This is a genomic window from Schaalia odontolytica (assembly GCF_002847525.1).
Lineage (GTDB): Bacteria > Actinomycetota > Actinomycetes > Actinomycetales > Actinomycetaceae > Pauljensenia > Pauljensenia odontolytica_B.
Window position 1 is genome coordinate 187,272 of record NZ_PKKM01000003.1, and the last position, 24,464, is coordinate 211,735.

Sequence of the window (24,464 nt, forward strand, 5' to 3'; positions counted from 1 at the left end):
TGTTCTTGGCCGCGACTAGCGCAGATGCCGAGTCGGGGCTATACGCACGGCGCTCGAGATGCGACAATGGGGACCATGGCTCTGGACATTACGGCGGCTGCAGTCGACCCCGCCCTTTTGGACCTCCCGTGGGATGTTCCCCTCGAGGAGTGGCCGTCCAACCTGCTCGCGGCGCTTCCCCGCGGCATTTCCCGCCACATCGTGCGCTTCGTCAACCTGTCCGGGCGCGTGCTCGCGGTCAAGGAGATCGGTCCGACGGTCGCCCATCACGAGTACGACCGCCTGCGCGATCTGAAGCGTCTGGACGCCCCGTCCGTCCAACCGGTCGCCGTCATCACGGGACGCGAAAGCCCCGAGGGCGAAGAACTCAACGCGGCCCTCATCACCGAGCACCTGCAGTTCTCCCTCCCCTACCGCGCGCTGTTCTCCCTGTCGATGCGCGAGGACACCGCGACGCGCCTCATCGACGCGCTCGCCCTCCTCCTCGTTCGCCTCCACCTCCTGGGCTTCTACTGGGGCGACGTCTCCCTGTCGAACACGCTGTTCCGCCGCGACGCAGGCGAGTTTGCCGCCTACCTGGTCGACGCCGAAACCGGCGAATTGCACCCGAAGCTCACTCCCGGCCAGCGCGAGTACGACGTCGACCTGGCCCGCACGAACATCATCGGCGAACTCATGGACCTCCAGGCCGGCGGTTTCTTCCCCGAAGACGCCGACCCCATCGACGTCGGCGACCGCATCCGCACCCAGTACGACCTGCTGTGGAACGAAGTCACCGCCGAGGAGTCCATTCCCAACGAGCAGCGCCAGTACCTCGTCAGTGAGCGCATCCGCCGCCTCAACGACCTCGGTTTCGACGTCGCCGAGCTGCACATGGCCACCGATTCCTCCGGCGAGCGCCTCGTCATTCAGCCCAAGGTGGTCGACGCCGGCCACCACAACCGCAAGTTCATGCGCCTGACCGGCATGGACGTCGGCGAGCACCAGGCGGCGCGTCTCCTCGCCGACATCGACGTGTGGCGCGCGACGAACGGCTTCCAGGACCTTCCCCTCGAGCAGGCCGCCCACGAGTGGCTCACCGACGTGTTCGCCCCCGTCGTACGTGCGATTCCGCGCGAGCTGGCGGGCAAGCTGGAGCCCGCGCAGCTCTACCACGAGTATCTCGAGCACCGCTGGTACATGGCCCAGCAGGCCGGCCACGACGTATCACGAGAAGATGCCGTGGCCTCGTACGTGGAGACGATCCTGCCCTCCAAGCGCGACGAGGCCGTCCTCATCGAGCCCGCCCCAGGTCGCGCGTCCATGCTCAACGCCGAGGCGAACCCCGACCTATGGTGAGGGGGCACAACGCCCCGTCCCGTTCACGCTAGGAGCACCTATGTCTGAATTTCCTCGCATCTTCGCCCACAGGGGCGCGTCTTCCCTGGCTCCCGAGAACACGATCGCCGCGTTCGCTAAGGCCATGGAGGTCGGCGCGCGCTGGTTCGAGTTCGACGTGGACATCACGGGCGACGGCTCGCTGATCGTCATTCATGACGACACCCTGGACCGCACGACAACGGGGTCCGGCTCGTACTACCAGCTTGGATTCGCGGACATCCGCCGGCTCGACGCGGGGCGCTGGTTCTCCGACACGTACCGCTTCGAGCGCATTCCCGAGGCCGCGGATGCCCTCGCGTTCGCGCACGCCCAGCAGATGGGTGCGAACCTGGAGATCAAGCCCTGCGCGGGCGGGGATCGCCTGCGTGAGCGCCTGATCGAGGCCCTGGCCGTCACGCTCGCCGGAGACAAGGTTCCGTCCCGACTCATCGTCTCTTCCTTCGACCACGACCTCCTCGCGGCCTTCCACGAGGCCTGCCCGACGGTTGCGCTCGGCTGGCTGATCGAGCGCGCCTCCGAGGAGTGGCGCGAGGGCGCGGCCGCTCTAGGTGCGACAGCGATTCACCCGGGCGTTGAGGGCCTCGCCGAGTCCGACGTGCGCGCGATGCGCGACGCGGGCTTCGAGGTCAACGTGTGGACCGTCAACGACGTCGAGCAGGCCCGTGAGCTGGCCTCGTGGGGCGTCACCGGCATCTTCACGGATCGCCCGCAGGACTTCCCCGCCGAGGCCCTGAAGGCCTGACGGGTGCGGGCGCTTGTGCGCCACCACCCTGAATTGCTGACGAATACGCGCGCGGGCCATGCCCGCGCCACCACCGACCTGATTACCTACGAATACGCGCGCGGCCTGCGCCCGCGCCAGCATCGACAGACAAAGCAGCCGGGGTCGCTCACACGACCCCGGCTACCTGATACGTATGCGACGGACGGCTCCTTACGCCTCGCCTGCGCGGCGTGTGAAGCGCTTGGAGACGTGCTTGGCCAGCGACAGCTCGGCAATCGAATCGACGACCATCAGGCCGCCCACGATACCAGCGAAGCGCATCCAGCCCGAGCGCGGCGACGAGGCACGCACGGCGGCAACCAGCATGCCGGTACCAACGATGGCCTCGGCGGCGACGGCGGCGTGGATGATCCACGGACGCTCGACAGCCACGGACTCGTAGGAGTTCCACAAGGGCTTCACGACCGACTGCGGCTGACCCATCATGATGTCGACACTGCGTCCAATCGCGTTGGAGATGCCGCGAGCCAGGTGCACGGACGCCCCCTCGACGTCCTCAATGTCGGTGGCGCCCAGGAGGAAGCCGGCGACGGATCCGGGCAGGCCGAGGGCGCGCACGACCTTCCACACCGATTCCTCGCCGGTCGTGGCCACGGACGCCCACAGGGCGTCGGCGTCGGAGCCGGGGACGGCCTCGGCAATCTCGAGGAGATCGAGGCGATCGCCCACCAGGTCGATGACCTCGCCGGGCAGTTCAGCGGTGCGGTCGTGTCCGCCGGGGACGATCGCAGCGTCCATGCCCCAGTTGTGGGAGATGATGTGCTCGAGGTGGTCGTCGGTGACCAGGAAGACCTGGAATTCACCGTCCGTCACGGAGAGAGTGACGAGGGGCAGATCGCCGAAGTTCCAGCCCTCCTTTTCGGCGGGCAGCTCAGCGAGAAGCGCGCGGTGCCCCTCGGCGAGCTCAAGGTCGCCCAGGTCCACGCCCTCGAGGGCTGCCAGGAGCGGCACGGACGACGCGGGGGTGCGACCAATCTCGACGATGCGGGTCGGGGTGGGCTCGACGGCCGCAGCCTCCTCCTCATCGGAGGGCCATACCTTACTCAGCGGCGAGTCTCCCTCGGGCAGGTGGTCGGCCGTCGCGTTACCGATGCGCACCTCGGCGTCGAACAGGATGGCGAGTTCGTCGGCCAGTTCGGCGGGGGTGGGGCCGGGAACAACCTCCGTCGATCCGGCGGGCACGGTAGCGACGCGCTCCTTATCGACCGCGACATTGAGTCCGAGCAGCTGCGGCGAGGAGGGGAACCACTCGAGCTGGGCGAGGATCGACCGCTCCTTCAGCTCGCCGGCGACCACGCTGGGATCCAGATCGTGGCCGATGATCATGCCTTCAATGCGAGTCCATTCCTGGGCCATGTCGCTACCTTCCTGTCCGTGGTGAGGACGTCTCACCACTCTATTGTTCCATTGTGTCGCGTGGGTCGCTTTTTCGCTCGCCCGCGCGGTCAGTTACGAGATTTTGTGTCGCTGTGCCCCGCCCCACTCGACAGCTGTGAAGCCGGTGCGCGTCGGTGGAGGCGCGAAAGTCTGCGGTTGGACGACGGTATTCGCATCGGCCTCGCGGATCGTCATGAACACCCGAATGAACGTATCCGGCGTGACGCTCGCCCCGGCCTCGTCCGTGAAGCTGTAGGAGGCGCGCTGCGTGTAGACGCTCGCATCGAAGGACACGAACGTGTACTCGTAGGCGCGCATCCGCGGAGCCCAATAGGTAATGAAATCGGCGGCCTCGCGGTCGGTGAGCCCGAGTTGGGCGAGCTTATCCTCCAGGAAGGGCACCGCGTCCTCACGGGAGACCACGAACCCGGCGTCGGGATCCGGGAGGGTCATCTCCCCGTCCCAGAACAGCGACGGGTAGGTGCGACCCGCCTGGTCCGCGAGCGTTCCATCGGGCGCCGCCGTCACGGTCCACGAGGCCTGGGTCCCTCGTTCGGTCGTGCGTTGGATGTCCGGGGCCGGATACACGGTGTCGAGGCTGCCCTCCAGATCGAGCGTCACCGTCAGTTGTTGCTCCTCCTGCGGGTACAGGTAGAGGACGGGCTTTTCGGGAAGAAAATGATGCTCGTCGCTCATGAGCATGTAGAAGAAGCCGGTCATGAGGGCCACATACAGGACGGCGAGAACGGTCATCAGCACTTTCTTCATGGCGTCACCGACTCTCTGCTATCGAACCCCGTCGTTGGGCGTTCCACGCTGCGACCCATTGCGCAGTTGCCCCATCATACGGCGCACAATCAGCCGGTTTCAAGAGGCTGGTGGGGATCGACGATCCCCGCACAGGCCTCTCGCGTCTGCACGCGGACAGGTTTGAGTCCCGTGTCATACGCTGCTATCCTGACCCGTTACGCGGCTCTACGGACAAGGGGGCCGCATCCCTCACGTGAAAGCAGCTACCATGCCTCTTCTGTTCCTCGCAGCCATTGCCGGCGTAGCAATTCTCTTTTTCCTTATGTTCCTGTGGGCGAGCTTCGTCTCCGCGTCGCCCGGCGAAATCAAGGTGATCTCCGGCCCGCGCGGTCAGCGTGTCCTCCACGGCAAGACGGGTTGGAAGTTCCCCCTCCTGGAGCGCGTGGACACCATGACGGCCTCGATGATTTCCGTCGACGCCCAGACGACGGACTTCGTCCCCACCAACGACTACATCAACGTGCGTGTCGACGCCGCCGTCAAGGTCCGCATCGCGACCGATGACCCGACACTGTTCCGCGCTGCGACGCGTAACTTCCTGTACAAGACGACCTCCGAAATTTCCGAGGAGGTGCGTGACACTCTCGAGGGCCACCTGCGTGCGATCATCGGCCAGATGCGCCTGACCGACATCATCACCGACCGTGCGGCGTTCTCCGAGCGCGTTCAGGAGAACGCGAAGCAGGACCTGGAGGAGATGGGCCTCGAGATCGTCGCCTTCAACATCCAGAACGTGACCGACCAGAACGGCGTCATCGATAACCTCGGTATCGACAACACGGAGCAGATCCGTAAGACCGCGGCCATCGCGAAGGCGAACGCGCAGAAGGAGGTCGCGCAGGCGACCGCGGTCGCCCAGAAGGAAGCAAACGACGCCCAGGTCGCCTCCCAGCTGGAGATCGCCCAGAAGCAGACGGACCTCGCCAAGCGCCAGGCCGCTCTGAAGGTCGAGGCCGACACCGAGAAGGCGAAGGCCGACGCCGCCTACGAGATCCAGTCGCAGATTCAGCGCCGCGACATCGAGCGCGAGACTGCGCAGGCCGACATCGTCAAGCAGGAGCAGCAGGCCGTCATCAAGGAGAAGGAAGTCGTCGTCACCAAGCAGGCCCTGCAGGCCGAGGTGAACGCGAAGGCCGACGCCGACCGCTACGCCGCCGAGAAGAAGGCAGACGCGGCCCTGTACGCGCGCCAGCGCCAGGCCGAGGCCGAGGCGTTCGAGCGCACCAAGAAGGCCGATGCCGACAAGCAGGCCATGCTCGCCGAAGCCCAGGGTATCGAGGCTCGAGGCCGCGCGGAGGCCTCCGCGATCGGCGCCAAGCTGACGGCCGAGGCCGAGGGTCTCGAGAAGAAGGCCGAGGCCATGACCAAGATGAACCAGGCGGCCGTTCTGGAAATGTACTTCCGTGCGCTGCCCGAGGTGGCGCGCGCCGTGGCCGAGCCACTCTCCAAGGTCGACACGATCACCATGTACGGTGAGGGCAACAACGCCCAGATGGTCGGCGATATTACGAAGTCGATCAGCCAGATCAACGCGGGCCTGGGCGATTCGCTGGGTCTGGACCTTCAGCAGATGTTCACGGCCCTCGTGGGCGCCAAGGTTGTCTCCCCGACGATCTCCGACGCGGTTGCGGAGGGCGTGCGCGACGCCGCCTCTCCGACGACTGCGCAGGAGTAAGCGAGGCTCACGCTCAACGCGGGCAGTAGCCACCTGCGCCGCGGCCGCGCGAAGCGCGACAGTGCGCGAGGAGCCTCCATACGTGAGGCGGGCAGCTATTGATAGTGGTCGCTCGCGATACATAGCGCGTGTAATACGGGGCGGGATCCTTCGGGATCTCGCCCCGCTGCTATGCCTTTACTGGCTGTCGGTGCTCCACCGTCGCCGCCCCACTGCTCGGCCCTTTCCCGACTTTCGGCGCCCCCATCCCACCGTCAGCGCCCTTCTCCACCATCGGTGCCCTTCTCCACCACCGATGCTCCACTCCCCTCAAAAAATCGCACGTAATTTAATCCGGTCACTTTTTGAGATACCTAGAAAACGTTGCAATTCCAACGACGCTATTTCACATATTTAAGCAGTCACGGGAGAATTACGTGCGACATTGGAGGGAAACCATAATGTGTCGCGACCTGGCTTCCCGGCATTACAAGCACGACTAGAATCCAGCCGAACCTAGCGAGAACCTAGAGCAAAAAAGCCATCAAAACCCTCCACACGACCTAGCCACCTACTTATACTTAAGTATGGAACGCATAGCGAAAGGCTCCCTCCTCGTGAGGGTTGGGGCCGCTCTGAGCAGCCTCGTTCTTCTCGGTGTGGCAGGACTGGCCTACCTGTTGGTCGCCGACGTCTATGACACGTATCCGCAACTCGCCTATCGCACTGTCTTTACTGTGCTCGGCGCGCTCATTCCACTCCCGCTCGCTATCTTCTTTGGGTTTGTCGCACTTCGCATCCACACTCTGTCGCTACAGCAGCTGATGACAAGCGCAGCAAGATGCATGTGGAGCTTCTTCGGCCTCTTCCTGCTCACCTGGTTGCTCGAGGGACTCCTCATCGGAGAGGCACCCGGCCCCTTTATGTACGTGTGCGTCGGCACGCTCATCCTGTCCACAACAATCGCGCGCCTCCTCATGCTCGGCGCACGCGCCGCGAATCCCGCATAGGACCAGGCCGGGCAACACACAAACGACAAGCCCGACCGACAGGAGGCCGCCGCGGGGCCTGGAGGGCCTGGCCCCGGTGCCGGTGGGCGGTCGCGAGGCAAGCGTTAAGCAAAAGTCGCATGCAATTCACAAACACAAGTGGCGTAACACCACAAACTGATACATACCAGCACAATACTGGCGGGGAATTGCATGCGAAATTACGGAACGACGAACAACACACCAGCACACCAGGCCCCACCGGTGTGGAGGCCGCCGCGAGGCCTGCGGGGCCTGGCCGCGGTGCCGGTGGGCGGCGGCGGGGCCAGGCTGCGGCACCCGTGGGCGGCGGCGGGGCCTGGCCGGGCTTCGAGACGACGCGCCGAGCGAAGCTCGCAGCGCGGACGGCGAGCGGGCGGGCCGCCGCCCACGGGTGCATCAAGCAGCCCGGCCCAGCAAACACAACGAAGCCGCCCGGCCCCACAGGGGCCGGGCGGCTCACGCATCAGGCCGCTAGGCGGCTCTCAGCGATTGTTTCAGCGCATCTGCGTGCCGGCAGCGCCCAGGCGCTCGCAGGCCTCGACAACGCGGGCGGCCATGCCGGCCTCGGCCGACTTGCCCCACGTGCGCGGGTCGTACTGCTTCTTGATGCCGACCTCGCCGTCGATCTTGAGGACGCCGTCGTAGTTGCGCAGCATGTGGTCAACGACCGGGCGGGTGAACGCGTACTGCGTGTCGGTGTCGACGTTCATCTTGATGACGCCGTTGGCGACAGCGGTGGCGATCTCCTCGGCGGTGGAGCCGGAGCCGCCGTGCATGACCAGGTCGAAGGGACGGTGGTCGAGGCCGTAGTGCTCAGCGACCTCCTTCTGGATGGTGCCGAGCAGCTCGGGACGCAGCTTCACGTGGCCGGGCTTGTAGGCGCCGTGCACGTTGCCGAAGGTCAGAGCGGTCAGGTAGCGGCCGTTCTCGCCCAGGCCCAGGGCCTCGACGGTCTTGATGGCGTCGGCGGTGGTGGTGTACAGCTTCTCGTTGATCTCGCCAACGACGCCGTCTTCCTCGCCACCGACAGCGCCGACCTCGATCTCGAGGATCGTGTTGGCCTTGACGGACAGGGCGAGCAGTTCCTTGGCGATCTCGAGGTTCTCGTCGAGGTCGATGGCGGAACCGTCCCACATGTGGGACTGGAAGGTGGGCAGCTTGCCTTCGGCAACCTGGCCGGCCTCGATCTCGAGGAGGGGGCGGACCCAGGAGTCGATGTTCTGCTTGGCGCAGTGGTCGGTGTGCAGAGCCACGGTGATGCCGTAGTTCTTGGCAACCTCGGTCGCGTAGGCAGCGAGGGCCAGCGAGCCGGTGACGCGGTTCTTGATGGTGGAGCCGGAGCCGTATTCGGCGCCGCCAACGGACACCTGGAGGATACCGTCGGACTCGGCCTCGGCGAAGCCCTGGAGGGCGGCGGTGATGGTCTGGGACGAGGTCACGTTGATCGCGGGGTAGGCGAACTTGCCATCCCGTGCGCGATTCAGCATCTCTGCGTAGACCTCAGGGGTTGCGATAGGCACTTGGAGCCTCCTAATCGAGTGACAGTTTTGTCGTGATAGATTCTCTCACATTTTGCACGAGCGGGGAGGGGAAGGAAGTCCCGTTTGGACGGTTTTCTTCCAACCCCTCCCCTGCTGTTATGCGTCAGTTGGAGCGGCCGACGCGGACTCCGAGTTCGGCGACGGACATGACGTCCGTGAGAGTCTTGGCGACGTCTCCCTGCGCATTCGTGCCACGGAATCGGAGGTAGGAGCCGTTGCCCGCAACCGGGATGTCGACGGTGTCGGGGACGTTCGCCAAGGTCGTCGCGAGGATGGGGTTGCCCTGAGCCTTGGCGTCGGCCTTGTTGTCACCCTGCCCCTTGAGGGCGTCACGCGATCCAGCGAGGTAGATCTGGACGTCCTTGGCGCGGCCCGAGGCCTTGGGTCCGTTGCCGGCGCGCGGCGTGTACGTGACGGCGCAGACGTCGTATCCGGTGGCGCCGTCGCCGATCTTCAGGTCGATCCAGTGCGGCCACTTGCGGGCGTTGTCGGTGCCGGGCAGCTTGGCCTCGTTGGCATCGACATACTGGGAGTGCCAGTAGGTCGCGGGATCACCGTCGGTGGCCTTGGATTCCTCGCCGTGCTCCCAGCGGGTTTCGACGGAGTCGGCTGCCACGGCCTTGGCCTCGATGCGTGGGCCGCACACGCCGATCAGGCCTTCGCTGGCCACGGTCTTCTCACCGGAGTGCGAGACGGTGACGGTGAAGGTCGCTTCACCGAATTCGGTGGTGGGGCGCGCCCAGAACTTCACGACGCGGGTCTCGCCGGGGGCGAGGCGGTCGATCGGCTGGGGTCCGTTGGCGAGCTTCCAGGAGTTCGAGACCGCGGGGGTCAGGTGGATCTTGGTCGCTTCCTTGTTGCCCTTGTTGGTGACGGAGACCTTGAGGACGGTTTCGCCCCAGTTCTCGTCGCCGACGATGGGCAGGGAGGCGCGGTTCATGCCGGACAGGGCGGTCTTCGGGTAGGCCTCGTCACCAACGCGTTCAATGCTCACGTCGAGGGCCGAGGAGGCCTGGGAGGTGAGGGTGAAGACCGAGTGGCTGTTGACGGTGACATCGAACGGCAGCTGCGCGACGGTACCTTCGGCGGTCTTCTCGCCACCGTTGGGGCGACGCGACAGGTAGCCGGAGTCGATGACGCTCAGGTACTGGTTGGTCATGGCGTTACGCAGGCGGAAGCCACCCTCGGCGGGTTCAGCGACCCACTTCTGGGGGTTACGCGTCGCGTAGTCGCCCTGGAAGGTGGGGGTGAATTCCTGGCTCGTATCGGCGCACGCGTAGGCGGTTACCGGGTGTCCCGGGGTCGTCGACACGTGGGACTCGGAGTTCGGCGTTTCCTCGGAGTAGACGGCGAGGCAGCGGTTCGTGTTGACCGAGCGGATCCGGTAGTAGCCGTCGGGCGTGGCGGTCAGATCCCAGTTATCGGAGGTAGTTCCCGCGGTCGGGGCACCACCCGACACGCTCAGGGCTCGTCCGTCGGCCAGTGCGATCGTGTACTGGCCGGGGGCGAGGGTGTCGCGCGTGGGGTCGACGTAGGTGGAGGGCTCACCCAGGGCCTTGATGCGCGCCTTGAAAGCCGCAACGTTTCCGTCGGCCTTGGGGGTCTTCGCGTTCCAGAACATCTGGGCGCCGTAGCGCAGGCCTTCGGCGACCCAGGCCTCTGCCTCATGGTCGGTGACCATACCGTGGCCACCCTGCCAGATGGAGACCTTGCCTCCGCGGATGGAGGCGTCGGGAACCGAGTACTTCTCGTTGTGGTAGAACGTGTTCATCGTCCACTTTCCGTAGACGCCTTCCAGGCCCTGCACCTGCATGACGTAGGAGGACGGCTGATCACGGTAGTAGTACAGGGCGGAGGAGGCGTTCACGAGGGTGTAACCGGCGTCGACGAGGGCCTTCGCAGGCAGGCCGCGGTTGGCGTTCTTCTTGCTGGACTCACCCTTGCCCCAGTATTCGATGATGACGTCCTTGTCGATCGGGATGCGCGAGATATCGGCGATGCCGTCGTTCCACAGGCGCAGCGTGCCGCCTCGGGACTTCACGTGCGCGTTGACCTTGTTGACGAAGTCGTTGAAGGCGGCGTCGAAGGTCATGGACTGGTCGCCGTAGTGGTTGCGAATCTGCTGGAGGTACTTCTTGAAGTCGCCGGGGTCCTGCTTGAAGAAGAACTCGTCGGCGCCCATGTGCCATTCGGTGGAGCCGAAGGTGTCCATGTACTCGTCGATGAGGTCGAAGTAGAACTTCTGGGCGGCGGGGTCGATGAAGTTGAGGTGGTTGGGGCTCTTCTTGCCGGAGTCGTCAGCGACCTGGTACTGCGGGAAGTTGCCAAGGATGGTGCCTGTGTGGCCGGGGGCGTTGAGGAGCGGGACGACGCGGACGCCGACCTCGCGGCCGTGCGCAACGATGGCCTTGACCTCGTCCTTCGTGTAGTAGGAGAAGGAGGTGGTGGCGGGGTACTTGTCGGACTTGAGGCGCAGCTCGAGGGACAGGTAGTTCATCTTCAGGTCGGACATGCGGTCGATCTGTCGGGTGATCCAGTCCGTCGTGATGTGGGTGCCGCAGGCGCACAGAGTGGCGCCGCGGTCTGCGAAGCGCGGAATGTCGGTGACGGAGCCTGCGGGCACGCTTCCGTGACCCGAGCGGACGGCCTGCTCGAGAGTGCGCGCGCCCCACAGGAGGCCAGCGCGGGTGGCGGCCGTGATCTGCGCACCGTTTCCGGTGACGGTCAGCTGGTAGCCCTCATCACCGAGGTCGCTGCGGGACGCGTTGATCGTCAGAGTGACGGCGTTGGAGGCTGCGGCTCCGGTTCCTTCGGTGATGCCGGTGATGCCGGCGTCGGTGAGGGCACGGCTCAGCAGAGCACTGACGCCGGCGGCTTCGGCGGAGTCAGGGCGAACAATCTGGAGGCCGGCACTGGGTGTCCACGTGCCCGAGGCCGGGGTCCAGCCTTCGAGGGAGGGGATCGTCACGGGGACATTGGGGGCGGCCTGCGCGTGCAGGTGGGAGGTCAGGGGGACGAGGACCGCGGTGACGAGCGCACACACGGAGGCGAGGATCAGTGCGACCTTCGCTCGTGAGCGCGCGAGCCGCGGTGCCCGCACATGGCTTGGCGATGACTGAGGCATTAATTCTCCTGTTCAACGGTTTGCTTCCACGCAAACTGTCTAAAGCCCGAATTAAAACGGATGCTCCGTATCCATTCCGACTACTTTTTGGCTTGCAAAGCCTATCAAAGGTCGGAGGTTAAAAACAATAGAAACGGTAAAAGAACAGTTGGTCAGCGAGAATGTCGGTCAACCGGGTTAATTAGTGTATTTCAGTTTGACACTTCACCCACAAGTCACTAGCTTTGCGTGCCCTCCAGACGCGACGCGTGCGCCCACATAACGATCGCGGCGGCATGACCAACGTTCATGGACCGAGTCGAACCGCGCTGAGTAATCGCAACGACGATCTCGCACGCCCGGATCATCTCCTCGCTCAGTCCGGAGGCCTCCGATCCGAACACAAGGCAGGCTCGCTCAGGCAGCACCGCGCCTTCGAGCGCGACGGACCCCTCAACGTTGTCGACGCCGACGAGTGTCAAGCCTTCCTTCGAGCAATGCTCAACGAGTTCACGCACTTCGGGACGGTGATCCACCGGCAGGTAGCGGTCGGTGACCATCGCGCCGCGTCGGTTCCACCGCTTGCGCCCCACGACGTGCACGCGGCGCGCACCCATAGCATTCGCCGTTCGTACAATCGACCCGATGTTGAAGTCGTGATCGAGATTCTCCACTGCCACCTCGAAGGGCAGCGAGCGGGCGGCGATGTCCGCGCGGATCGCATCCATCGTCCAGTAGCGGTAGCGGTCCTCGACGTTGCGCCGATCCCCCGCTGCCAGAAGCTCCCGATCGTAGTGCTCGCCGACCGGCCAGGCGGCCTCCCCACCCGGCCACGGACCGACCCCGACCTGCCCAGACTGCGCGGCCCCGGCCTCGTCGTTCCCGCACGCGCCATCACGCGCGATGTCACACCCGTTTTCGAACTCGTTCACGGATCCCACCCTAGCGGCACCGTAGAATGGAGGCATGACTGCCCTGACGCACGAACCGACACCACTGACCGATCTGCCTCCCGTCACCGCGTGGCTCTCTGACATGGACGGCGTCCTGGTCAAGGAGAATCGAGCGCTTCCGGGCGCGAACGAGTTCCTCGCCGCTCTGCGCGGGAAGAACATCCCCTTCCTGGTCCTCACGAACAATTCGGTGTTCACGAACCGCGACCTGTCCGCGCGCCTGGCGAACTCCGGCCTGGACATCCCCGAGGACAACATCTGGACCTCCGCGAACGCGACGGCCGCCTTCCTGCACCAGCAGTCGCCCGGCTCGACAGCGTACGTCATCGGCGAGGCCGGCCTGACCACCGCGATCCACTCCGCGGGATACGTGATGACCGAGATCGATCCCGAGTTCGTGGTGCTCGGCGAGGTGCGTTCCTACGACTTCCACGCGCTGACCCACGCAATCCGCCTCATCGAGGGCGGCGCGAAGTTCATCGCGACCAACCCTGATGTGTCGGGCCCCTCCGACGAGGGCACCCTGCCCGCCTGCGGCGCCATCGCCGCAATGATTACGGCGGCGACCGGGCAGAAGCCCTACTTCGTGGGCAAGCCGAACCCCGTCATGATCCGCGCTGGCCTGAACAAGATCGGCGCGCACTCCGAGAGCGCCGCCATGGTCGGCGACCGCATGGACACGGACGTGCGCGCGGGCGTCGAGGCAGGCCTGCGCACCCACCTGGTCCTGTCGGGTTCCACGGCCCGCGAGGACATCAACAATTTCCCGTTCCGCCCCTTCGGCATCCACGAGGGCATCGGCGATCTCATCGAGCTCGTCGAGGCGGCGCACTGACCCACACCGATCCGGAAGGAACACCCATGACCAACGATTCCCACAAGGCGCGCCTGGCTGCCCTCGTTCAGGAACTCTCCGTCATCCACGAGAAGGTCACCCTGGCGTCGGGGCGCGAGTCCGACTTCTACGTCGACATGCGCCGCTCGACCCTGCACCACGAGGCGGCTCCCCTCATCGGCCACGTCATGCTGGACCTCCTGGAGGAGTCCGGATTCGCGGTGGGCGAGGAGTACGTGGCCGTCGGCGGTCTGACGATGGGTGCGGACCCCGTCGCGACCGCGATGATGCACGCCGCCGCGTCGCGCGGCCTGGACCTGGACGCATTCGTCGTGCGTAAGGCCGCGAAGGATCACGGCATGAAGCGCCGCATCGAGGGCCCGGACGTCGTCGGCAAGAACGTCGTCGTCCTCGAGGACACGTCGACGACCGGCGGCTCTCCGCTGGAGGCCGCGCTCACGCTGCGCGAGGCCGGCGCGAACGTCGTCGCCGTCGCAGTGATCGTGGACCGCGCGACGGGCGCGAAGGAGCGCATTGAGGCCGAGGGCTTCCCGTACTTCTACGCGCTGGGCCTGGAGGACATCGGCCTGGCCTGATTCAGCTTGCATTGACGAGGCCGGGGCCGGGTTCTGCGTGAACCTGGCCCCGGCCTCGTATCGGTGCGCGTGCCCTCACATGTGGGGCACAGAGCGCATGGCGCGCGCGGTCACCCAGCGCGGGGCGACCTTCATGGCGCCCATGGCGACCTTGTAGGGGATGGTCGGGGTGACCTGAACGCGGCCCGAGCGCACGGCGTCGAGGGCCTCCGTGACGACCTGTTCGGGGCTGGCCATGAGCCAGGAGGGTGTCGAGCGCATGTCGACGCCCGCGCGCTCGAAGAAGGGTGTGTCGACGGGGCCGGGGCAGACGACCGTGGCGGTGATGCCCGATCCCTTGAGCTCGGCGGCGAGGCCCTCGGTGAAGGCGACGACCCAGGCCTTGTGGGCGGAGTAGGTGCCCGCTCCCGTGCGCGAGGCGACAGAGCCGACGTTGAGGATGGCTCCGCGTCCGCGCGAGCGCATGGAGATGCCGGCGTGGTGGGCCAGGGTCATGACGGCGCGGACCATGACGTTGAGGCCGTTGATTTCATTGTCGAGGCTGTTGTCCAGGAAGTCGGTTCCAAGTCCAAAGCCGGCGTTGTTGACGAGGAGGTCGACGGGAGCCAGGTCGGGCTTGTCGTGATCGGCCGGCCCTCCCACATCGAGCCGGGCGGCGACGCGTGCGCAGCCTTCATCGGTCGACAGGTCCGCTGCAATCACCTCGGCGCGCACGCCGGCGACGTTCGCGAGCGAGTCCGCGAGCGCGCGCAGGGCTTCTTCGCTGCGCGCGACGAGCACGAGGTCGTGGCCCGCGGCGGCCAGCTGCCAACAGAATTCTTCACCAATGCCGGAGGTTGCTCCGGTGACCAGCGCTGTTCCCATGGGGGAAGTCTAGCGCCGCATGGTGCGCGCAGCACGAAGCCGGGGCGGGAACGCTTCGCGCTCCCGCCCCGGCTTGGCGTGTCATCGGGTCCGGATCAGGTATCCGGCTCCACCACCGGCGAGAGCCGCCGGGATGACGAGGAGGACCAGCCAGTAGGGGCTCCATCCGCCCGATCGGCCACCATCAACAGCCGCAGCGATCGGCATAGTACCCGCAGCCTCGGCCGTCCCGTTCTCGGGGGCGGCCACGCTACCACTCTGCGCTGCCTCGCCGCTCTGCGCTCCGCTCTGGGGCGCAGCCGAGGGGCTCGCGGACGGGGTGGCCGCGGGAGCCGCCTTCGGGGCGGTTACCGGGGCGGAGCTGGCCGCACCGGTCGTTCCACTTGCCGCACCGTTGCTGCGGGCGGCAGGTGCGCCGGTCGCGCTGCCACCCGTGGCCGCGGGAGCGGCCGTGCGACTTGCGCCGGAAGCGGCCGGGGTCCCAGCGTTGCTCGCGGGTGCGGGCGCTGCGGGCACTCGAACCGGTCCGCCACTGGGTGCGGGTGCCGGGAAGGGCCGCGGCATGGGTGCCGGGTCCGCGCTCGGTGCAGGTGCGGGCGCAGGCTCAGCGCTCGGCGCGGGTGCCGGGGCCGGGTCCGCGGTCGGAGAGGGAGCCGGAGCAGGCGCCGGATCCGTCGTCGGTGCGGGGAACGGCGTCGGCATCGGTGCGGGGTCAACGCTCGGAGCAGGCGCAGGTGCGGGATCCGTGGTCGGAGCCGGCGCCGGATCGACGGTCGGTTCAGGCGACGGAGCAGGATCCGCAGTGGGCGCGGGAGCAGGGGTCGGGTCCACAGTCGGCTCAGGTGCCGGAGTCGGCTCAGGTGCCGGGGTGGGGACCGGTTCCGGCACCGGGGACGGGCCGGGAGACGGCGTCGGCACAGGCTCTTCGTCCACCGGCGCGGGCTGCTCATTATGGCGTCCGGATCGGACGATGACGGTGAAGGACTGCGGCTCCGCAAGCGTGCGGTCGCCGCTGCGTGCGCCCACCTCGATGCGGTAGGTACCCGGCGCGCTGAAGACCCAGTTGCCGTGCATGTGTGTGGCTTCGGTCGTGTGGACGACGCCGTCGCCCTTCGTTGAGTCGAAGTGAACCTTCGCGCCCGCTCCGAAGGTGCCGCCCTGGAAGAATGCAACGCGCGCACCTTCGGGAGCCTGCGCGAGGTGCAGGGTCAGGTCGGCACCCTCGGGCAGGGCAGCGTAGTCGATACCCTCGGTGGACAGGCCGGGCCACACGATGTCACTGTTCTGCGTCTCGGGCAGCACGTAGGTGGCAGTGCCCACCGGTCCGAGCACGTCGTAGCTCGCATCCGACAGGGACGCGGGACGCACGAAGCGCGCGTTGGGTGCAACCGTGAGGGTCGTGGAGCCGACGGTGCGCAGCACGGAGGTGCGCGCATTGGTCAGGGAGTCGTCCTTGACGGCCAGGCCGTAGGTGAGGCCGCCCTCACCGCTCGCCTGGGTGAGGCGCACGTCCAGGTGTCCGCGCGCGATCTCGACGGGGTCGCTCAGCAGGGACGAGGCCGGGTCCGGAGTTGCGTCGTTTCCGCCGTTGTCGGGGGCGGGAGCAGGCGCGGGCGTCGGGTTCGGCGCGGGCTCCGGTTCCTCGGGGGCGGCGATGCCGTCGCGCATCTTGAGCATCGCAGTCAGGCCCACATGGGAACCGACGGTCACGTCGGAGGCATCAGCGACGGTCATGACCGCGTCCGAGAGCGGGTGGGGGCGCAGGGTGACGCGGATGTACATGGGGTCGGTCTGGCACACGCCGAGGTCCTGCGTCTTCATGTCCATGCCGCCCGCGCCCAGGGTGCCTTCCATGGAGCACCAGGGGCTGAAATCCCACTTGGACTCGAGGAACTCGATCTTGTAGGTGGCGCGCAGGGTCGGGTCGTTGGCGCGCACCGTGGCGGTGTACTGATCGGTCGAGCCGGGGAGGAGGTCGTAGGAGACCTCGACGCGGCGCGAGGAGATCGGCAGGTGGTCGGGGTTCCACACGGGAGCCGGATCCGGGTTGGAGGGACCGAGGATCGTGTCGGTGCCGCCGACGGTGACGGGCTCGGTGTCCTTCTGCGAGTAGTGGACGGTCTGCGAGATCCAGCGCGCCGAGGCGGAGTCACCGGGAATGTAGATCGCTTGAACGGCCGCAGTATCGGCGCCGAGCAGCTCGGAGACGGTCGCTCGGCCACCTTCAACGGGAACCTCGGTGAGGAAGTAGCCGTTGACGGTGATCCACGCGCGGCCCGTGTCGGTGGCGACGCCCGTGTCGAGCGTGATGTCGGTCAGGTGGTTATCACCGGGGTGTTCGCGCTCGGCGTGGTGGGACACGGTGAGGGTCGGAGTGGCGGCGTTTCCGTCGGTGCGCTCAGCGCGCGCCGCGTTGTACGCGGATTCAATGTCCTTGATCGTGCCGTCGGCGGGGTTCGCGCCGCCGACCTGCCAGACCAGCGGCGTGATCGGCGAGGAGTAGATGGCAGTGCCGTCGGCGCTACGGGCGGTCATCTTGTAGTTCGCGACGTAGCGGCCCGGCTGCGTGAAGGTCGTGTACAGGTGCGTGTGGCGCGGGTTGTAGACGCTGCGGTACGCGGTGTCGTGACTGGAGAGGAAGCGGTTCACGCTGTCACCGTTGTCGATGAACATCTCCATGCGGCCCGGGCCGTCGACGCTGATGAGGTCGAGCGTGTAGGTCTCGCCTTCGAACTTGTCGGTGTCTCCGATTTCGCCGGCGCCGAGGCCCGCCCAGATGGGTGTGTTACCGGGGCCGGGATTCTGAGGCGCAGCGTTCAGGACGGTGCCCTCGGCACCCAGGAAGGCCAGGTCGGGACGCTTTGCCGGGATGACGAGCTGCGACTTCGCCTCGTCTTTCTCGCCGGTGCCGGTCCATGCCTTGGGAATCCACAGAGCGGTCTTCTCCATCGGCATGTTGATGGTGTTCAGAGAGAAGCTGTTGGTGTCGTCATGCCAGACGGGGATGGGTGCATCAACGTGCTGTCCAGTAACGATCCATTCCTTGTCCTGGTCGGGACCGGCCCACGCGGCGGCGGGGGTCAATGCCAGGAAGAGGGCGAGCGCAGCTGTGCTGATGCGTCGCAGGTGTGACATTCGAGTGCCTTTTCTAGCTATGTTGTAGGTGAGAATCATTATCACTCTAAATAAGCTCTCACACAACTCACAGCGATCAGGCATGTTTCACGCGTGTTTCACGCAGCCTCCTCTCTCCCCCGCCGATAGGCTCGACCCCATGAGATTTGCGACCTGGAACGTCAACTCCATCCGCACGCGCGTCGACCGCGTCATTGCTTTCCTTCAGCGCTCAGGCACAGACGTGCTGGCGATGCAGGAAATTAAGTGCCGCCCCGACCAGTTCCCTACGGAAGCATTTGAGGAGGCCGGCTACCACGTCGCCATCCACGGTCTCAATCAGTGGAACGGCGTCGCCATCGCCTCCCGTCTGCCGATCCTGGACGTGCAGGACCACTTCCCCACCCAGCCCGCCTTCGGCGAACCGCCCGTGGTCGAAGCTCGCGCGCTCGGCGTCACCATCGACACGACCGACACACTCCCCTCCGGGGATGGGCAGGCCTCGTCGATGACGATCTGGAGCCTGTACGTCCCCAACGGCCGCGAGCTCACGCACGCGCACTACGCCTACAAGCTGGAGTGGCTCGCGAACCTCGCCGAGCAGGGCCGCGGCTGGCTCGCCGACCCGAGCGCCCTGATTGCCCTCGTCGGCGACTGGAACGTCGCTCCCCTCGATGAGGACGTGTGGGACATGAGCGCCTTCGAGGGAGCCACGCACGTGTCGGCGCCCGAGCGCGAGGCCTTCGCCGCTTTCGCCGCGGACGGCTGGGTTGAGGTCACTCGCGAGCGCGTCACAAACTACACCTACTGGGACTACCAAAAGCTGCGCTTCCCCAAGAACGAGGGCATGCGCATCGACTTCGCCTACTGCTCGCCGGCCCTCGCCGCGCGCGTGAGCGGCGCACAGATCGACCGCGACGAGCGCAAGGGAAAGGGTGCGTCCGACCACGTGCCCGTCATCATCGACGTCGACTAAGAGGTAAACGAGGCCGGAACTCAGCCGGCCGACACGGGTCGAGGCCTGGGCGTGCGCCCAGGCCTCGTTCCGTATCGATTACGCATGCTCGCGCGCGAGGCGCAGCAGCTCGGAATTGAGGGCTGACCAGTTGTCGTGATGCCACTGCCCGAAAGGCTCCGCGCCAACGAAGGCGGCGCTGGCGCGAAGGTCGCGGTCCGCCCACACGAAGGAGCCGGATTGTCCGAAGTGCCCGATCGTGCGCGGGGAGGCGTCGGGCGCGGTCCAGTGCGGCGACTTCTCACCGCGAATCTCGAGGCCGAGGCCCCACGGGCAGGGATTGAAGCGCCCGTAGCCGGGCACAACGCCTGCGAGCGCAGGAAACTGCGACAGTGCCGCGAGGGCTGCCAAGGGCCCACTCAGCAACGTTGGGCGTGCGAGCTCGGCGCCGAAGAGGCTGACGTCGGACGCACTGGCAACGCCCGCATGGGCGGGGCTACCGGGAATATCGGCCGTCGCCATGCCAAGCGGATCAAAGACCGTCTCGCGCACCCACTGCGCAATGCCGACGCCAGTCGCGGCCTCAATCACCTCGCCGAGGACGTCGAAGCCCTCGTTCGAGTAGATCCGGCGCTTCTCGGGAGCAGCGACGGGGCGGCGCCCCTCGAACGGCAGGCCCGAGGCGTGGGCGAGCAGGTGACGGACCGTCGCCCCCTCGGGACCCGCGGGATCATCGAGGGAAATCAGGCCTCGTTCGACAGCAACCAGCACCGACCAGGCGACGATCGGCTTGGTTACCGACGCGAGCGGGAAGACGCGATCGACGTCTCCGTGCGCAAAGACGACGTCGCCCTCGACACGAAGGACGAGGGCGACATCGAAAGACGGCAGCGGGCCGATCACGCGGTGGCCTCCGGGGCCGCACCAACCTCGGCGGCCGCAGTGGTCTTTTCGCTGATCTTACGCAGTGTGCGGGCGTAGACCTCAGCAACCTCCTCGGGCACCGAAGCGCCGAGCTGGAGGACGTAGTGCGCGGGCAGGTGCAGGAGCTGCACGCACACGGCCAGGAAGTCCGCGACGAACTCGCGGGCGTCGATCGGCTCATCGTTGTAGCGAGCCGAAACGACCGATCCGTACCAGTAGCGAATGAGGATCTTCGCCAGGGTGCGAGGAGTAGTACCGATATCGGCACCCTCCTCTTCGACGAAGGTCTGGATCATCGCAGTGAGGGCTTCCTCCATCTGCTGGGTGCGGTACTTGTAGTGCGCGTGTGCAGGGTGCGACTCGGAGGACGACTCAGCCCACAGGACACAGTCCAGAGCGATCGCCGCGTCGGCGCCGGGCTTCATGGCGAAGCGCATCTCTCCGACCGCCCAGTCAACGAACGAGCCTGCGGTGATGCCACCCTCGTCGAAGCCGCCTTCCATCTCCTCGTTAATGGTGACGTCGAAGAGAGCGTTCATCTCCTCGTGGCGCTGGATCGCACTGCGCAGGATCGCTTCCTTGGAGGGGAAGTGATAGACGACGGCGGGGTGCGAAATACCGACTCGACGACCGAGGTCGCGCAGAGAGAAGCCGTTATAGCCCCTCTCCGCGATGAGAACCATCGCTGCCGAGAGGATGGATTCACGCGTCGCCTGTCCTACGGAGTAGGCGCCACGGGCCTTCCTCTGGGTTGTCATATCATCTCCTGCTGTTGCGGGCACCACATACCGCGTGCCCGAAATACACACTGGTAGTCAGTGTACCGCGCAATCTCAGGGTTTATCAACATTCATGACAAGCCCATCAATGGAGTCGTTAATGTCAACTGTCACATTCTGACCATCTTGAACGTCTCCACTGAGCAGCAGCTTGGCCAGTCGATCACCGATCTCCCGCTGAATCGAGCGGCGCAGCGGACGTGCTCCGAAGGCCGGATCATAGCCGACTCGAGCAAGCCATCCACGGGCCGGTTCGGTTACTGTCAAACCGATGCGACGCTCGCGCAGGCGAGACTCCAGTGACGCGACGAGCAAATCGACGATCTCTCCCAGATTTTCGCGGGTAAGAGCGTCAAACATAACCGTCTCATCCAACCTATTAAGGAACTCCGGACGGAAGGCCGCCGACACGACGGACATGACAGACTCCCGCTTTTCTTCGGGTGTCAAGTAGGGGTCCGCCAGGAACTGCGATCCAAGGTTCGAGGTGAGGATCAGAATGGTGTTGCGGAAGTCGACCGTCCGCCCCTGTCCGTCAGTGAGACGCCCATCATCCAGAACCTGCAAAAGAATGTCAAAAATCTCAGGATCGGCCTTCTCAACTTCGTCCAGCAGAACCACGGAATAGGGACGACGGCGCACCGCCTCGGTCAGCTGACCGCCCTGCTCGTAGCCCACGTACCCCGGAGGGGCACCGACAAGGCGCGCCACCGAGTGCTTTTCAGAGTACTCGGACATGTCGATACGCACCATCGCACGCTCGTCGTCGAAGAGGAACTCCGCGAGCGCCTTGGCCAGCTCTGTCTTACCAACACCCGTCGGCCCGAGGAAAAGGAACGAACCGGTCGGACGGTTCGGGTCGGACAGGCCCGCGCGGGAGCGGCGGACCGCGTCGGACACCGCACGCACGGCATCTTTCTGACCGATGAGGCGCTTTCCGAGCTCATCCTCCATATGCAGGAGCTTGTCCGTCTCCGTTTGCAGGAGCTTACCCGTCGGAATTCCGGTCCACGCCTCGATCACCTCGGCGATCTCTGCGGGGCCGACCTTCTCGGCGATCATCGGCTCGTCGTCGCTTCGGGCATCCTGCTCCTCGGCCTGCGCTTCCGCCTCGGCGATCTGACGCTCAACTGCCGGGATTTCACCGTTCTGCAGGCGCCCGGCTTCCTCCCATCGCCCCTCGCGCACGGCCAGGTCCAGCTGGGTACGCAGCGAGTCGAGCTGGACGCGCAGGTCACCAACGCGGTTGTGACCAGCCTTCTCAGCCTCCCAGCGAGCCGTCAGAGCACGCAGACTCTCCTCGCGGTCGGCGAGGTCCGCGCGCAGCTTGCTCAGCCGTTCCTGCGTAGCCTCATCCAGACCCTCCGGATCGGACTCGGTCAGGTAGGACTCCTCCATACGGAGGCGATCCACGCTGCGGCGCAGCTCGTCGATCTCGACGGGCGAGGAGTCCAGCTCCATGCGCAGGCGCGAGGCTGCCTCGTCGATCAGGTCGATCGCCTTGTCAGGCAGCTGACGCCCCGTGATGTAGCGGTTAGACAGGGTCGCCGCGGCAACGAGCGCGCCGTCGGAGATGGTCACCTTGTGGTGAGCCTCGTACTTCGGCGCGATACCGCGCAGGATCGCGACGGTGTCCTCAACCGAGGGCTCGCCGACGAACACCTGCTGGAAGCGACGCTCCAGCGCCGGGTCCTTTTCGATGTTCTCGCGGTACTCGTCGAGTGTCGTCGCGCCGACCATGCGCAGCTCGCCACGGGCGAGCATGGGCTTGAGCATGTTGCCCGCATCCATCGCACCCTCAGAGCCGCCGCCCGCACCAACGACGGTGTGCAGCTCGTCGATGAAGGTGATGATCTGCCCGTCCGAGCGAGAAATCTCGGACAGCACCGCCTTCAGGCGCTCCTCGAATTCACCGCGGTACTTCGCGCCGGCGACCATCGATGCTACGTCGAGGGAGACGAGGCGCTTGTCGCGCAGGGACTCCGGAACGTCGCCCGCAACGATGCGCTGGGCGAGGCCTTCAACGACGGCCGTCTTACCGACGCCCGGCTCGCCGATCAGAACCGGGTTGTTCTTGGTACGGCGAGACAGGACCTGCACGACGCGGCGAATCTCGTTGTCGCGGCCGATAACCGGGTCAAGCTTTCCTTCGCGCGCCACCTCGGTCAGGTCGCGGCCGTACTTGGACAGGGCCTCGAAGGACCCTTCGGGGTCAGCCGAGGTAATCGGGTCGGGACGCAGCTGCGCGAGCGCCTGAGTCAGCGCATCAGCATCGACTCCAGCCTGAGAGAGGATACGACCCGCCTCGGTCTGCGATGCGGCCAGCGCGATGAGCAGATGCTCGGTCGAGATGTACTGGTCGCCGGCGGCCTCGGCGCGCTCACCCGCGTCGCGGACGACCGCGAGCAGAGCGTTCGAGGGCTGGGCGCTTCCGGTGGATGCGCCCTGCGCACTCGGGAGCGCCACGAGGGCATTGCGGGTGCGCGCGCCGATCGCACGCACGTCGGCCCCAACGGCCTCGAGCAGGGAGAGCGCGATGCCCTCGCGCTGTTCAATCAATGCCTCAAGCAGATGAATAGGCTCCACCTGCGGGTTACCGGCTGCACCGGCAGCCTGCAGCGCAGAGGAGACGGCCTCCTGCGCCTTCGTTGTCATTTCATGTGCCATGAAATCACTCCTCCAAAAGTTCTTGTCTGGTGGCGTCGAGTCACTTGACGCCTTCTGACAGTCACAACGAAGCTAAAGTTGAGTCTATTCCACTCAACTTCAATTTTGGGGAGGATGTGAGTCAGTTCTCCGGAAGCCAGGCGGGGCCGTCAAACCCGCGCTGATGACCACCGGCAGGACCGGGCCCTTCATCATCATCGAGACCATAGCGCTCCTCGAGCGCACGGAAAAGCTGAAGGGTTGTCGCCAGCGCACACATCACCTGCTGCACGAGCTGCGCATCCGTCGCGCCATACTCGTAATCAGCATTCACCTCGGCGACGACACGGTCCCCCTCGTCCTGATCAGCGACGTAGGCCTTGGGCCACAGGAACTCGCCATGCCACGCCTGGAGGAAGTCACGCAGATCCTCGCCAAATTCAATCGGGACGAGATTCTTCATGAAAGCAACAATGGACAAAACCTCGCGCGAATCACCGAGGAAGCGGAAGCAGAACAGGTGCCCTTCCCAGAAGCCACACAGGTCCCCATCACTGTCGATACGCCAGGCCCATCCCTCAGAGTCAAAAAGGAGCCCTAAGCGCTCCTGCGTGATGGGACGAACCATATCGAAACGATTGGCCTCAAACTCCGAATTACCCGTGACAATTCCTTCCGGAGGTGCTGCGTTGCTACCCTCCCATTGTTCCATATCAGGGGCGATATCGTCTGGCAGATCGCGGCGGCGAGGCGTCTCCTCGCCGTCGGTTCCACCGTCGGCATCCGCCCGCCATAGCCAGCCCATGATGATCCCCTATTCGTGCCGATCTTCGTTAACGCGCCACTGCGTCGCTACCGACGGGGCGAAAGCGCGCCGACCGCCCCTAACCTTGGCCTGCACATGCACACCCATTGGCGCCTCCTCCGCTCACCTCGTCGTGTTACCAGCACGTGTCTTGGTACCTTCACAGTAGCGCAGAAACCGCGAAAAACCAACGCCCCCAAGGCTTTGCGACCCCTCTTTAACTCGGCGAGACCGGGCGGGCGACACCATCGTCGCAGCTCACCCGGGGCGCTCGAAACACCTCTCCCTCATATGTATGGTTGCTCACATTTGC

Annotated in this window: 18 protein-coding genes; 7 read left to right on the plus strand and 11 right to left on the minus strand. The window is 65.7% G+C overall.

What is annotated here, in order from left to right:
• Window positions 1-75 precede the first annotated feature (75 nt).
• Both CYJ22_RS03005 and CYJ22_RS03010 read left to right on the plus strand, forming a co-directional pair.
• The gene (locus tag CYJ22_RS03005) at window positions 76-1,338 is read left to right on the plus strand and encodes a DUF4032 domain-containing protein (protein WP_101600976.1); all 1,263 of its coding nucleotides are present in this window, start codon (window positions 76-78) and stop codon (window positions 1,336-1,338) included.
• A 40-nt stretch (window positions 1,339-1,378) separates the two neighbouring features.
• The gene (locus CYJ22_RS03010; protein WP_101600978.1) at window positions 1,379-2,122 is read left to right on the plus strand and encodes a glycerophosphoryl diester phosphodiesterase; all 744 of its coding nucleotides are present in this window, start codon (window positions 1,379-1,381) and stop codon (window positions 2,120-2,122) included.
• Between the two features lie 192 nt (window positions 2,123-2,314).
• Here the strand turns inward: CYJ22_RS03010 and CYJ22_RS03015 are convergent, their stop codons facing one another.
• Window positions 2,315-3,520: a hypothetical protein gene (locus tag CYJ22_RS03015; RefSeq protein WP_101600981.1), complete on the minus strand. Its 1,206-nt coding sequence runs from the start codon at window positions 3,518-3,520 to the stop codon at window positions 2,315-2,317.
• Between the two features lie 93 nt (window positions 3,521-3,613).
• Entirely contained in the window at window positions 3,614-4,294 is a 681-nt protein-coding gene (locus tag CYJ22_RS03020; protein WP_431768511.1) for a hypothetical protein, read from the minus strand.
• A gap of 265 nt (window positions 4,295-4,559) precedes the next feature.
• Here CYJ22_RS03020 and CYJ22_RS03025 point away from each other — a divergent pair, with 265 nt between their 5' ends.
• A complete protein-coding gene (locus CYJ22_RS03025; protein WP_207760498.1) occupies window positions 4,560-6,026 on the plus strand; it encodes a flotillin family protein in 1,467 nt (488 codons plus the stop codon).
• A 566-nt stretch (window positions 6,027-6,592) separates the two neighbouring features.
• Window positions 6,593-7,015: a hypothetical protein gene (locus CYJ22_RS03030; protein WP_133124153.1), complete on the plus strand. Its 423-nt coding sequence runs from the start codon at window positions 6,593-6,595 to the stop codon at window positions 7,013-7,015.
• 515 nt (window positions 7,016-7,530) lie between these two features.
• On the opposite strand, the gene fbaA is transcribed toward CYJ22_RS03030, so the two are convergent.
• From fbaA to CYJ22_RS03045, 3 genes are all read right to left on the minus strand, one after another.
• On the minus strand, window positions 7,531-8,556 hold the full coding sequence (gene fbaA / locus CYJ22_RS03035; RefSeq protein WP_007588850.1) for a class II fructose-bisphosphate aldolase: 1,026 nt from the start codon (window positions 8,554-8,556) through the stop codon (window positions 7,531-7,533).
• A gap of 124 nt (window positions 8,557-8,680) precedes the next feature.
• Window positions 8,681-11,701 carry a family 20 glycosylhydrolase gene (locus tag CYJ22_RS03040; protein WP_007588852.1) on the minus strand — a complete coding sequence of 1,007 codons (3,021 nt, stop codon included), beginning with the start codon at window positions 11,699-11,701 and terminating at the stop codon, window positions 8,681-8,683.
• A 218-nt stretch (window positions 11,702-11,919) separates the two neighbouring features.
• On the minus strand, window positions 11,920-12,648 hold the full coding sequence (locus CYJ22_RS03045; RefSeq protein WP_101600988.1) for a TrmH family RNA methyltransferase: 729 nt from the start codon (window positions 12,646-12,648) through the stop codon (window positions 11,920-11,922).
• On the opposite strand from CYJ22_RS03045, the gene CYJ22_RS03050 reads away from it, so the two are divergent.
• Both CYJ22_RS03050 and pyrE read left to right on the plus strand, forming a co-directional pair.
• Window positions 12,647-13,468 carry an HAD-IIA family hydrolase gene (locus CYJ22_RS03050; protein ID WP_007588854.1) on the plus strand — a complete coding sequence of 274 codons (822 nt, stop codon included), beginning with the start codon at window positions 12,647-12,649 and terminating at the stop codon, window positions 13,466-13,468. The two genes, CYJ22_RS03045 and CYJ22_RS03050, sit on opposite strands and share 2 nt — an antisense overlap.
• Before the next feature lie 26 nt (window positions 13,469-13,494).
• Window positions 13,495-14,064, plus strand: coding sequence for an orotate phosphoribosyltransferase (gene pyrE / locus CYJ22_RS03055; RefSeq protein ID WP_007588857.1), 570 nt, complete (start codon window positions 13,495-13,497; stop codon window positions 14,062-14,064).
• Window positions 14,065-14,139: 75 nt separating this feature from the next.
• Here the strand turns inward: pyrE and CYJ22_RS03060 are convergent, their stop codons facing one another.
• Both CYJ22_RS03060 and CYJ22_RS03065 read right to left on the minus strand, forming a co-directional pair.
• A complete protein-coding gene (locus CYJ22_RS03060; protein ID WP_007588847.1) occupies window positions 14,140-14,928 on the minus strand; it encodes an SDR family NAD(P)-dependent oxidoreductase in 789 nt (262 codons plus the stop codon).
• Window positions 14,929-15,009: 81 nt separating this feature from the next.
• A complete protein-coding gene (locus CYJ22_RS03065) occupies window positions 15,010-18,063 on the minus strand; it encodes a choice-of-anchor M domain-containing protein (RefSeq protein ID WP_101600991.1) in 3,054 nt (1,017 codons plus the stop codon).
• Between the two features lie 139 nt (window positions 18,064-18,202).
• On the opposite strand from CYJ22_RS03065, the gene CYJ22_RS03070 reads away from it, so the two are divergent.
• The gene (locus CYJ22_RS03070) at window positions 18,203-19,018 is read left to right on the plus strand and encodes an exodeoxyribonuclease III (RefSeq protein WP_101600994.1); all 816 of its coding nucleotides are present in this window, start codon (window positions 18,203-18,205) and stop codon (window positions 19,016-19,018) included.
• A 78-nt stretch (window positions 19,019-19,096) separates the two neighbouring features.
• On the opposite strand, the gene CYJ22_RS03075 is transcribed toward CYJ22_RS03070, so the two are convergent.
• The 4 genes from CYJ22_RS03075 to CYJ22_RS03090 form a co-directional block, all read right to left on the minus strand.
• Window positions 19,097-19,900: a serine hydrolase domain-containing protein gene (locus tag CYJ22_RS03075; RefSeq protein WP_007590362.1), complete on the minus strand. Its 804-nt coding sequence runs from the start codon at window positions 19,898-19,900 to the stop codon at window positions 19,097-19,099.
• A complete protein-coding gene (locus CYJ22_RS03080) occupies window positions 19,897-20,679 on the minus strand; it encodes a TetR/AcrR family transcriptional regulator (RefSeq protein ID WP_007590359.1) in 783 nt (260 codons plus the stop codon). Before CYJ22_RS03080 ends, CYJ22_RS03075 begins: the two co-directional genes overlap by 4 nt.
• A gap of 75 nt (window positions 20,680-20,754) precedes the next feature.
• On the minus strand, window positions 20,755-23,367 hold the full coding sequence (clpB, locus tag CYJ22_RS03085) for an ATP-dependent chaperone ClpB (RefSeq protein ID WP_101600997.1): 2,613 nt from the start codon (window positions 23,365-23,367) through the stop codon (window positions 20,755-20,757).
• A 121-nt stretch (window positions 23,368-23,488) separates the two neighbouring features.
• Entirely contained in the window at window positions 23,489-24,151 is a 663-nt protein-coding gene (locus tag CYJ22_RS03090; RefSeq protein ID WP_007590349.1) for a YbjN domain-containing protein, read from the minus strand.
• Window positions 24,152-24,464 lie beyond the last annotated feature (313 nt).